This is a genomic window from Natronosporangium hydrolyticum, from assembly GCF_016925615.1.
Lineage (GTDB): Bacteria > Actinomycetota > Actinomycetes > Mycobacteriales > Micromonosporaceae > Natronosporangium > Natronosporangium hydrolyticum.
This window is the reverse complement of record NZ_CP070499.1, coordinates 1,901,830-1,914,394: the sequence shown is the minus strand read 5'-3', so window position 1 is coordinate 1,914,394 and position 12,565 is coordinate 1,901,830. Positions and strand designations below refer to the sequence as shown.

The window sequence follows — 12,565 nt, the reverse complement described above, 5'->3', positions numbered from 1 at the left end:
GTGATTCCCACCCGCCAGATTACCCGGCCTCCGCCGGCGACAATCGTTCCTGCACGTCCCGGTGGTCACTCGGGCTGTCGTCGAGCCCCGCCCGCTGTTGTGCGTAGAGTCGGCGCAGCCCACGCAGGCGGAATCGGCGGCGGCCCTGCTCGTCTCGGCGCCCCACCTCCAACAGGTGCGCGTCGACCAGCCGCTCCAACAGGTCCTCCGCGGCCGATGGCCCGATCGCCAGCAACGGAGCTGCGTCGGCGGCCGCCACCTCGTGCGCCGAGAGCAACGTCAGCCGCCGGAACATGCTCGCGGCGTCCGCTGGCAGCGACTGGTACGTCAGCCAGAACCCGGCGGTCAGCCCAGTGTCGCCGGGGTCGAGTTCGGTGAGCCGCCGCTGACCGTCGGCGAGCCGGTGGGCCAGCTCCCCCACGCTCCAGTGCGGCTTGGCGGCGAGCCTCGCCGCCGCCGAACGCAGCGCCAGCGGCAGACCGTCGCAGAGCTCCCCCAGCCACGCCACCGCCGTTGCGTCCGCCGCTACCCGGGCATCGCCCACCGCCCGCCGCAGCAAGGCCGTCGACTCGCCACCGTCCAGCTCCGCCAACCGGATCCGGACCGCCGCCGGACCATCCAGCGTCTCCCGTCCGGTGACGATCACCCGACAATTGCCGGAGCCCGGCAACAATGGCTGAATCTGGGCGTACGAACGCGCGTTGTCCAGCACGATCAGCATCCGACGCTCGGCCAGCAGACTGTGGTAGAAGGCGACCCGGGCATCGATACCCTCTGGTACCTGCTCCGGCGGGCGCCCGAGCGCCCGGATGAAGTCGTCGAGCACCGCCGCGGCCCGGACCGGTTCGCGGTGCGGGTCATAACCCCGCAGGTCGACGAAGAGCTGGCCGTCCGGGAACTCCGCCGCCACCCGGTGCGCCCAGTGCACCGCCAGCGCGGTCTTACCGACTCCCACCCCGCCGCTGAGCTGACCCCATCGTAGTGGCCGGTTCCGGCCACGGTCGCCGAGTAGGGCGTCGTCGAGCTGGTCGAGTTCCCGGCGGCGGCCGGTGAACGCGGGCTCGTCGGGCGGCAGCTGGGCCGGCACCACATCGACGGCTGCGCTGACCACCGCTGGGCCGCTGGGCATCGCCAGGCCCGGATCGTCCCGCAACACCGCGGTGTGCAGGTCGCTGAGCACCGGCCCGGGCTCCAGCCCGAGCTCGGCGATGGAGTAGGACCGGCCCTGCCGGAACACCTCCAGCGCCTCGGCCCGCCGACCGCAGCGGTAGTGGGCCAGCATCAGGTGCGCTCGCGCCTGCTCCCAGGTCGGTTGCTGCCGGACCAGGTCGGTCAGCTCGCCGATCAACGCCCGGTGCTGCCCCAGCTCTAATCGGAGCGCTGTGTACTGCTCATACGCGCTGAGCCGTTCCTCCTCCAGCCGCGCCGCCGCCGCCCGGACCAGTTCGCTGCGGATGTTGACCAGGGCGCGGCCGCGCCACATCGCCAACGCCTCCCGGAACGCGGCGACCGCCCGTTCCACCCGCTGTGCCCGGGCGAACGAGCGCGCCTGCTCGACCCGCGCACTGAACTCGGTCGCGTCGAGCCGGTGCGGGTCGGTAACCAGCCGGTACCCGGGTGACGCGGTCACCACCACTTCGCCCGCGCCCGCCGCCTTGCAGGTCTTGCGGAGCCCGGCCACGCAGATCGCCACCTGGGTGCGGCCGGTGACCGGCGGATGCCCGTCCCATACCGCCTCGACCAGAGTGTCCACCGGCACCACCCGGCCGGCAGCGGTGAGCAACATCGCCAGCACCGTACGCTGACGCGCCCCCGCGATCGGCAACACCACCTCCCCCGCCCGCATCTCCAGCGGACCCAGCACCCGGAACTCCAGCGACCGGAGCTGGTCGGGAAGCTCGGATTCGACAATGGTCGGATCCGACATCAAAGCGTTATTCATTGCGGGCACCTCCGTTGACAGATGTGCCGGGTCACGGCATCATGTCGCACATGAGCGCGACCACACCGGACGGACGCCTCGGTCGGGTCGCGGTCGTGGGGGCCGGGCTCGCCGGCTCCTTGTTGGCTGTCCTGCTCGGCCGCCGCGGTTTCGCGGTCGATGTCTTCGAGCGGCGCGGCGATCCCCGCGCCGGCGGCGAGGCTGAAGGCCGATCCATCAATCTCGGGATCTCCGCCCGGGGCATCCGGGCGCTGCGGGCGGTGGGCCTCTGGGACGGGATGGCGCCGAGCCTGGTGCCGATGCGAGGCCGGGTGATCCACCAGCCCGGGGCACCGCTGCGGTTCCAGCCTTACGGCACCCGGCCGGAGGAGATCCTGCACTCGATCCGCCGCAACGAACTCAACGCGGTGCTCGTCGATCGCGCTGAGAAGGAGCCGGCGGTCCGATTCCACTTCGGATGGCGAGGCAGCGAGCTGGATCGCGACGGCGGTAGACTCACCCTCACCAAGCCGGGCACGGGCGAGCGTCGCACCGTCGAGGCGGATCTGATCATCGGGGCGGACGGGGCCTTCTCCGAGGTCCGGCAGTTGATGCACCGCGGCTTGCCGGTCAACTATCGGCAGGATTTCCTCGACTGGGGTTACCGGGAGCTGACCATCCGCAGCAATCCCGACGGCAGCGCCCGCACCCCGATCGAGGCGCTGCACGTGTGGCCGAGCCGCCGCGGTCTGGTCGTGGCCCACCCCAACACCGACAACTCGCTCACCTGCACGGTTCTGCTGCCACACCACGACGATCCGCAGCGTCCGGACCAGCCCAGCTTCGATTCGTTGACCACTGAGGCGGCGGTGGCGAGCTTCTTCGCCACCGAGTTCGGCGATCTGCCGGAGCTGGTGCCCGATCTGGCCGACCAGTACTTCGCCCATCCGGTCAGTCAGCTCGTCACGATTCGGACCGCCCCGTGGCACCACCGCGACCGGGTGGTGTTGGTCGGCGACGCGTGCCACGCCATCTACCCCTTCTACGGGCAGGGCATGAACTCGGCGTTCGAGGACTGTCTGGTCCTCGACGACTGCCTGGCCCGCTACGGGGTCTCGGAGACCGCGCTCGCCACCTATCAGCAGTCGCGGAAGCCGCACACCGATGTGCTTGCCGACCTGGCGACCGACAACTTCATCGAGCTGCGGGACCGGGTTCGCAATCCGTTGCACATGCTGCGGGCCCAGGCCGATCTGGCGCTGCACCGGCTGGCGCCGCAGCTGTGGCAGCCGCTCTACCGGATGGTGTCCCACACCGCGATCCCCTACGCCGACGCACTGCGGCGTGCCCAACGCCAGGACCGGCTGTTGACCTGGGGCGCGGCGGCGGCCACCGTCGGCACGGCGCTGGTGGCCCGGGCAGCCTGGCGCCGGCGGCGCGGCTGAGGCTACGCGCGCCGGCGCGACTGCGGCTGCCCGCGGCAGCCGTGCCGGCGCCGGCCTCCGCGACCGCGGCCTGACCATGTCAGCTCCCGGGCCGCTCGAGGTAGCCGGTCTCGACAAAGTAGTCGACGTAGCGGCGCAGCAGCGCGCCGTCGGCCGGTGGGCAGGGAACCCCCGCCGCCGCGGCATACTCCTCGGCTCGGGAGCAGTCGAACGTAGGCAGCGAATCCGCCGGTTCCTCCTCCGGCATCAACGGCGCGAACGACGCCAGGGCCAGGTCCTCCCCCTGGGAGACCCGGGTCAGCAGCTCCTCCCGCCACTGCGGATAACCGAGCCGGCGAACCGGGAAGCCGGCCCGCCGCAGCGTCACCGCGATCTCGTCGAAGCTGATGGTCGCGTTGTTGAAGTAGTGCAGTCCGCTGCCGTCGGGCTCCTCGCCGGCCGCGAGTCGCCGGGAGACGTGGCCGATGGTCGCGCTGACCGAGTCCACCGGGTACAGGTCGGTCTCGGCCTCCCACAGCGGCACGCTGCCCAGCTGGACATAGGTCTTGAGCAGCCGACTGAAGTAGTCGTCGACGTTGGTGGCGCCGGTGCGGCTGTCGCCGCTGATCCGGGCCGGCCGGTGGATGGTCACCGGCAGGCCCCGCTCGGCCGCCGCCCGTACCATCGTGTCGGCCACCCACTTGCTCTGGTTGTAGGCCGAGGTCATACCCACCGGCTCGGCCGGCACATCGGCCTCGCTTACCTGCCCGGAGCGGTACTGCTCCGAGAGGAAGACTCCCAGCGTGGAGACGAAGTGCACCGGCGTGGTTCGACCCGTCCCGGCGAGCCGGAGCACCGCTTCGGTGCCGGTCACGTTCGCCGGGCGGAGCCACTCGTAGGGCTGCAGAAAGTTCACCAACCCACCATTGTGGTAGATGGCATCGAGTTGCTCGCCGAGCGCGGTGAACTGGTCCGCCGACCACCCGAGCCCGGGTTCGGCGAGGTCACCGGCGACCGGCGTGATCCGCCCGGCCAGCTCCGGCCGCCACAGCTGGTAGCGCCGGAGGTTCTGCTCGATCCGCTCCGCCCCGGCGGTGGCCGAGCCCGCCCGGACCAGGCAGTAGACCGTGGCGTTGGTGTGCCGCAGCAGGTCGTCGAGCAGGTAGGCGCCGAGGAAGCCGGTCGCGCCGGTCAGCAACACCTGCGACAGCGGCCCGGGCCGGTACGGCGCCAGGTCGGCGCAGACGTCGTCGGGCAACCTAGCCTCCGCCCGCAGGTCCGGTGCCGCGACGGTAGCTCCGGTGGCGGGGTTGCCCGCCTGGTCGATCAGCTGCGCCAGCTCCGCCAGGGTTTCGGCCTGGAAGAGCAGCTTCGGCGAGGGTTGGTGGCCGAGCCGCCGACCCAGCCGGGTCGCGACGGTGATCGCCAGCAACGAGTGGCCGCCGAGGTCGAAGAAGTTGTCGTCGCGGCCGACCGGGTTGGGCAGCTCCAGCACCTCCGCCCACACCTCCGCCAGCACCGACTCGGTCGGCCCCGCCGGCGCGGTGTAGGCGGGCCGGCCGTCGTCGTCGGCGGCGGGCTCCGGCAGCGCGGTACGGTCCACCTTGCCGTGTCTGGTCAGCGGCAGCGACTCCAGTAGCAGCAGCCGGGCCGGCAGCAGGTACTCGGGGAGGCGGTCGCGCAGGTGACTCCGGAGCCGCTCGATGTCCAGCTCGACCGCCGGATGCGGTGCCACATATCCGATCAGCCGATCTCCGCCGACTCCGGCACGGGCGACCACCGCCGCCTCGCGTACCTCGGGGTGACTGGTGATCGCCGCTTCCACTTCGCTCAGCTCGACCCGGTGGCCTCGGATCTTGACCTGGGCGTCGGTCCGGCCGAGGAACTCCAGCTGCGGGGAACCGGCGGCGTGATGCCAGCGGGCCCGGTCACCGGTGCGGTACAGCCGCGCCCCCGGCTCTTCGCTGAACGGGTCGGGGACGAACCGGTCGGCGGTCAGCCCGGACCTACCCAGGTAGCCGCGGGCGACTCCGGCGCCGCCCAGGCAGAGCTCCCCTGGTACGCCGTCGGGGACCGGTCGCAGCCGCTCGTCGAGCACGTAGCAGCGGACGTTCGGCACCGGCGTACCCGCCGGGAGGTGACCGGCGCCAGCCACCTCGGAGCCATCTACTGTGGCGTATGTGGTGGCGCAGACCGTCGCCTCGGTCGGCCCGTAATGGTTGACCAGCCGTACCGAGCCGCCGGTGGCGCGCGCCCAGCCGGCTGCCTTACCGGCCGGGACCGCCTCGCCGCCGACCATCAGCTGGGTGAGTGGCCCCGGGTCGGGCACCTCACCGGCGGCGAGGTCGTCGACCCACTGCTGCCACAGCGCCGACGGCGCGTCGACCGCGGTGACGCCCTGTTTGGCGCAGCTGCGCAGCAGGTCCTTGCCAGCGAGCGCCGCCGGTTCCGGATGCAGCACCAGCGCGGCACCGCTGACCAGCGCGGGGAAGATGTCCCCCACCGAGGCGTCGAAGCTCAGCGGCGGGATCATCAACAGCCGGTCAGCGGCGGTGAACCCGTGCAGGTCCACAAACGACTGGGTGAGGTTGCTCAGGGCTGCGTGCGAGACCACCACACCCTTGGGCGCGCCGGTCGACCCGGAGGTGTAGATGACGTACGCCGCGTTGAGCGGGTGCAGCGGGGCGGCGGCCGGCACCGGGCCGGCCGCCGGGGGCAGCTGGTCCAGCAATACCAACCTACGGTCGAGGCCAGCGAACTGATCGGCGTGGCCGGAGGTGGTCACCAGCACCTCCGCCCCGGCGTCGGCGACGATCCAGCTCAGCCGCTCCACCGGATGCCCCGGGTCCAGCGGCAGGTAGGCGCCGCCCGCCCGCATGATGCCGAGCACCGCCACCAACGCGTCGGCACCGGCCGGGAGCGCTAGCGCGACCCGCTGGTCCGGGCCCACCCCGAGCGCGTGAAGCTGTTGCGCGAGTTGCCCGGCCCGCTGCACCAGCTCCCCGTAGGAGAGCGTCTCGCCTTCGGCGAGCAGCGCTGGCGCCGCCGGATGGTCGGCGGCGACCGCCGCCACCAGGTCCGGAACGAACCGCTGCGGGTACGCCCGGACCGGTTGCCGGTCGAGCAGCAGCTCCTCGCGCTGCGCCGGGGTGAGCAGCGGCACGTCCCAGCTGCGCTGCTCCGGCTCGGTGGTGAAGGCCGCCAGCAGCCGCGCCAGCTGGTCGGCCATCGCGGCGATGGTCGACTCGTCGAAGAGGTCCTGGTTGAAGTCGAACATCAGCTGGAACCGGCCCCGCCGCTGGCCCACCGAGAGGGTCAGGTCGAACCGGGCCGCCGGCACCGGCACCCGCAGCTGCCCGAGGTCGTCGAGCCCGGCCTCGGCCCCGGCCGCGCCGACGAGCTGTGACACATCATTGTAGACGAACATCACCTGAAAAACCGGTGAGTACGAGGCGCTCCGGTCCGGCCGCAGCGCCTCGGCCACCCGGTCGAACGGGACATCCGCATTGCTGAGGGCGGCCACGTGCTCGGCACGGGTCGCCGCCACTAGTTCTCGTAGCGTCGGATTGCCCGACAGGTCGCCGCGGGCGACGACGGTATTGACGAACAACCCGACCACCTGGTCGAGCTCCTCGGTGGGCCGGCGGGTCACGGCAGTGCCGACCAGCACCTCCCGCTGACCGCTGTAACGCGCCAGCAGCAGCTGGAAAGCGGCGAGCACGGTCGGATAGGGCGTGCTCCCCTCCCGCCGGGCGGTCGCCAGCAGGGCGCTGGTGACCTCGGCGGTCAGCGGTCGCTCGTAGCTACCACCCCGGAAGGTCTGCACCGCCGGCCGGGGCCGGTCGGTAGGTAGCTCCAGCAACGCCGGCGCGCCCGCGAGCCGGTCCCGCCAGTACTCGAGCTGCTCGGCGAGGCGCCGCTCCCCGGCCGCGTCGGTCTCGGCGCGGGCGTACTCGCCGTAGCTGGTAGGTAGCGGCGGCAGCGCCGCCGCGACGCCTTCGGTCTCTTCCCGGTAGCAGCGCGTGAACTCGCTGCGGAGCAGTTCGACCGAGGTGGCGTCGGCGATCAGGTGGTGGAGGTTCAGCAGCAGGACGTGTTCGTCGCCGGCGCGCAGCAACCGCAGCCGTACCAGCGGACCGGCGGTCAGGTCGAAGGGGCGGTGCAGCTCCTCGGCGAACGCCTGTTGGGCAGCTGCCGCCCGGTCCGCCGCGGGCTGGCCGGAGACGTCCACCACGGTCAGTTCGGCGGAGCCCCCGGGCGGGGCCACCACCTGTACCGGTTCCTCGTCGATGACGGTAAAGGTGGTCCGCAGGGCGGGGTGCCGGGCGATCAGCGCGTCCGCCACCCGTTGCACCGCCGCCGGGTCGACATCCGGGCCGAGCGGCCAGTGGTTGTGCACTGTGTAGAGCGGTTCGTCCGGGGCGAGCTGCTGCAGGAACCAGAGCCGCCGCTGGAACGGCGACAACGGGTACTGGAGCGGCGCTGCGACCGCTTGCCGGGACTCCCGCTCCCGCAGGGCCGCCGCGAGCAACGCCTCGATGTCCTGGTCAGACATCTGCGCCAGCCCGGACCCGCCGGCCGCGGTCGGGCTGGCCGGGGCGGTCGGGCTGGCCGGCGCCGGTGCGGCGGTCGGAGCCGGCGGGGCGGCCGTGGCCAGCGGCCCCGGCCCGGCCGCGGCGGCGCGTCCGTAGTCGGGGTGGGCCACGATCGCGGTCGCCAACTCGGCGATGGTGGCGCCCGCGAAGACGTCCCGCAGCGACAACTGCGGCCCGAACATGCCGCGGATCCGGGCGACCAACCGGGTGGCGGTCAGCGAGTGCCCGCCGAGCGTGAAGAAGTCATCGTGCACCCCGATCGGGTCGGTGATCGCGAGCAGCTGCGCCCAGGCGGCCGCGAGCTTCTCCTCCACCTCGGTACGGGGCGCGACGTGACTGACGGTGCTGGTGGCGCCCCAGGTCGGCGCCGGCAATGCCCGCCGGTCGATCTTGCCGTTGGGGGTGAGTGGAAATTCGGGCAGCACCACCAGCGTCGCCGGCAGCATGTAGTCGGGCAGGCTGGCGCGCAGATGTGGCCGCAGCTGTGGCCACAGCTGCGCCGGGGTCGCGTCGACCGCGACGGCGACCAGGTACCCGACCAGGCGGGTTTCGCCGGCGGAGGTGTCGGCGGTGACGACGGCCTGGCTCACCGCCGGGTGCTCGGCGAGCACCGTCTCGATCTCCCCGGTCTCGATCCGGAACCCGCGGACCTTCACCTGGTTGTCGGCGCGGCCGAGGAACTCCAGGCAGCCGTTGGGGAGCCGGCGGGCAAGGTCGCCGGTGCGGTACATCCGGGCACCGGCGACCCGGCTGAACGGGTCCGGCACGAACCGCTCGGCGGTCAGCCCCGGCCGGCCGTGGTACCCGCGGGTCAGCCCGTCGCCTCCGATATAGACCTCACCGACTACACCTAGCGGGACCGGCAGCAGGCGCGGGTCGAGGACGTAGAGCGCGGTGTTGCCCACCGGCGGCCCGACCTCGATCGCCGGCGGGGAGCCGGTCACCTGACCGGCCGCCGACCACACCGTGGTCTCGGTCGGCCCGTAGACGTTCCACAGCGAGATCTCGGGCCCCACCAGCTCGTCGGCGAGATCGGGTGGCAACGCCTCGCCGCCGCACAGCCGGGTTCGCACCCAGGCCGGCACGCCGCCGGCGGAGACCAGCATCCGCCAGGTCGCCGGGGTAGCCTGCACCACCGTCGCCTGTGCGTCGTCCAGCAGCCGCCGGAGCAATCGGGGATCGGTGCTCTGCTCCTGGGTAGCGATTACCAGCCTGGCACCGGTCCACAGTGGCAGCAACAGCTCCAGCACCGCGATGTCGAACGAGAGCGTGGTCACCGCGACCAGCGTGTCGGAACCAGCCAGCCGCAGCGACCCGGCGAACCAGTCGAGCAGGTTCACCACCGGCCGGTGCGGCACCTCGACGCCCTTCGGCCGGCCGGTCGACCCCGAGGTGTAGATGACGTACGCCAGGTTGTCGCCCCGGACTCGAACCGGCTGCGGCTGCGGCGGGGCCGCGGCGACCGCCGCCCCGTCCAACCGCAGCACCACCACGCCCGGGCCGGCGAGCTGCGCGGCGAGCCGGTGCTGCGCTTCGTCGGTGACGATCACCCGCAGGCCGGAGTCTGCCACCATCATCCGCAGCCGGTCCGCCGGGAACGCCGGGTCCAGCGGTACGTACGCCCCGCCGGCCCGCCACACTCCGAGCATCCCGGCGAGCATCCCGGCTGAGCGGTCCACGCAGAGCCCGACCAGGGCATCGGGACCGACCTCGTGCTCGGCGAGCACGGTGGCGAGCCGGGCCGCGTGTTCCCCCACCGCCGACAGCGGCGTGACCGTCTCCCCGACGGCGACGGTGCCCGCTCCGGCGAGCGCCGCCACCAGCCGCTCGACCGCCGCGTCGGCCGAGATCGGCGCCGCGGTGCGGTTCGGCGCCCCGATCACCTCGTCGCGCTGCCCGGCCGGCAACAGGTCGATGTCGAAGACCGCGCGGTCCACGTTGTCGGTGACCGCCTGCAGCACCTCGGTCAGGCAGCCGGCGAACCGGCGAGCCCAGTCGGCGCTGAACAGGTCGGTCTTGTACTCCACCGCGACCCCGGTCGCACCGCCCGCCAGCGGCACCACCTCGACGGTCAGGTCGAACTTGGCGCTCCGGGTGTGCCGGCTCTCGGCGGTCAGCGTCAGGCCCGGCAGCCGCAGCTCCGCCGGGGGTGTGTTCTGCACGATCAGCTGCACCTGGAAGACGGGCGAGTGGCTCAAGCTACGTTCGGGCTGGAGCGTCTCGACCAGCTTCTCGAACGGCACCTCCTGGTTGCTCAGCCCGGCCAGCGTCGCCTCCCGGGCCTGCGCCAGCACCTCCCGGAAGCTGGGGTTGCCGGCCAGCCGGCCCCGCAGCGCCAGGGTGTTGACGAACAATCCGACCAGTTGGTCCAGTTCCGGATGGGTCCGCCCGGCGATCGGGGTACCCACCACGATGTCCCGCTGCCCGGTGTAACGGGCCAGCGTCACCTGCAGCGCCGCCAGCATCACCATGAACTGGGTGGTGTCGGTCCGGGCGGTCAGCCGGCTGATCTGGTCACTCAGCGCCTCCGGCAACGGGAAGACGGTCCGGTCGCCAGCGAACGTCTCGGTGGCCGGACGTGGCTGTTCGGTCGGCAGCTCCAGCAGCGCCGGCGCCCCGGCCAGATGCTCCCGCCAATGCTCGAGTTGGCGTGCCAACTCCTCCCCCGCGAGTTGCCGGCGCTGCCAGGCCGCGTAGTCGCCGTACCCCAGGGGTAGCTCGGGCAGCCGCGGCGCCTCCCCGGCCACACCCGCCCGGTACGCCTCGCTCAGCTCCGCCGCCAGCAGGCCGATCGACCACCCGTCGGCGACGATGTGGTGCATCGTGATCAGCAGGAAGTGGTCGTCGTCGGCGAGCCGCAGCAGCTTGACCCGCAGCAACGGTCCGGTCGTCAGGTCGAACGGGGCCCGGGCTTCAGCGGCGGTCACCTCCCGGGCGACCGGGAGCCGCTCCGCCGCTGCGACCGCGGTGAGATCTTCCACCAGGATCGCCGTCGGCTCCGCCGGCCAGACCAGCTGGTACGGCTCGCCCTCCAGCTCTCCGAAGGTGGTGCGGAGGGCACCGTGGCGGCCGACCACGGTATCGAGCGCCTGCTGCAGCGCCGGTCGGTGGAGCTCGCCGCGTAGCCGCAGCGCCATCGGCATGTGGTAGACGGGGTCTCCGGGCGCCAGCCGTTCCAGTACCCACATCCGTTCCTGGCTGAACGAGACCGGGTACCGCTGCGCCCCGGCGGTCGCCGGCAGCGGTGCGGGCTCCTGGCCGGTGGCGGTGCCGCCGGCGGCCTCACTCCGGGCGCTGCCGGCGAGACTCCGGGCGGCGTCGGCCAGCTCGGTCAGGCGCAGCTCCGGCTCGGCCAGCGCCTGACCGACCAGGCTTACATACCGTTCGGCTAGCCGCTCCACGGTCTCGCGCCGGAACAGGTCGGTCCGATACTCGATCCGCCCTTCGTCGTCGGCGGCCACCAGCAGCAGCTCGTCGCGGGCCACCCCGTGGGCCCGGCCCCGGTCGAAGCTCTTGAGGTGGTTGAAGCCGAGTTGGTACAGCGGCCGGTAACTCGGGTCCCGCTGCGAAACCAGATGCTTGACCAGCGTCTGGATCGGCAGATCCTGGTTGTCCCAGGCTTCGAAGAGCCGGTCCCGAACCCGGCCGAGCAGGTCGACGAATCGAGGGTCGCCACCGGCGTCCACCCGGATCACCAGCGTGTTGACGAACATGCCGATCAGCGGTCGCAGCTCGGCTCGGTCCCGGCCCATCGCCGGCACCCCCACGACCACGTCCGGCTCACCGCTCGTCTCCGCCAGCACCGCCACGTAAGCGGCGAGCATCACCGCCAGCTCGGTGGCGCCGTGCGCCCGGGCGAGCGACTGCGCACTATGGCCGGTGCCGGGCGGGAGCGTGAAGAGGACATCGTCACCCTCGTGGGCCTGTGCCGGCGGCCGCGGTGAGTCCAGCGGCACCGCGTGCACCGGGGGCGCCCCCGCCAGCTGCCGCAGCCAGTACGCCAACTGCTGCCGCCCGGTGTCGCCCGCGACCAGCGCCCGCTGCCAGGCGGCGAAGTCGGCGTACTGGATCTCCAGCTCGGGCAGGGTCGGCTCCCGGTGCTCGCGCGCCGCCGCCGCCAGCTCCGCCAACTCCGCGTAGAGCACGGTCGCCGAACCACCGTCGTAGATGGCATGGTGCACCGCGAACACCAGCTGCCAGCCGGTGCTCAGCCGCACCAGTCGGGCCCGCCACAACGGCGCGGTCGCCAACTCGAACGGGGTGGCGGCTTCGACCTCACAGATCTGGCACACCCGCCGCTCCTGCTCGGCCACGGGGGCCGCGGACAGGTCGGTCACCGGCAGCGACGGCACCGGCAGCTCCGCCGCGACCACCTGCATCAGCTCGCCGTCGCGTAGCTGCAGCGAGGTCCGCAGACCCTCCTGCCGCGCCACCAGCCGGGCGAGCATCTGCTCGATCTGCCCGTGGGTCAGGTCACCGGGCAGGTCCGCGGTGGTGACGAGGTTGTACGCGGTCAGATCGGGTGTGGCCTGGCAGTCGAGCCACACCCGCTCCTGCGCAAAGGAGGCCGCCGCCACCCACTCCGTCGTCATCTGGTTCCTCGCTCTCGCCACCGTGCTCGGTCT

The 12,565-nt window shown here is 72.4% G+C and carries 3 protein-coding genes; 1 reads left to right on the top strand and 2 read right to left on the bottom strand.

Translation table 11 applies throughout. From position 1 onward, the window contains the following. Window positions 1–19: 19 nt before the first annotated feature. Window positions 20–1,942: an AfsR/SARP family transcriptional regulator gene (locus JQS43_RS08530; RefSeq protein WP_239678518.1), complete on the bottom strand. Its 1,923-nt coding sequence runs from the start codon at window positions 1,940–1,942 to the stop codon at window positions 20–22. 50 nt (window positions 1,943–1,992) lie between these two features. Between JQS43_RS08530 and JQS43_RS08525 the strand changes: the two genes are divergently transcribed. Continuing rightward, entirely contained in the window at window positions 1,993–3,366 is a 1,374-nt protein-coding gene (locus JQS43_RS08525) for an FAD-dependent oxidoreductase (protein ID WP_239678517.1), read from the top strand. A gap of 79 nt (window positions 3,367–3,445) precedes the next feature. Here JQS43_RS08525 and JQS43_RS08520 read toward each other — a convergent pair whose 3' ends face one another. After that, on the bottom strand, window positions 3,446–12,532 hold the full coding sequence (locus JQS43_RS08520; protein ID WP_239678516.1) for a non-ribosomal peptide synthetase: 9,087 nt from the start codon (window positions 12,530–12,532) through the stop codon (window positions 3,446–3,448). Window positions 12,533–12,565 lie beyond the last annotated feature (33 nt).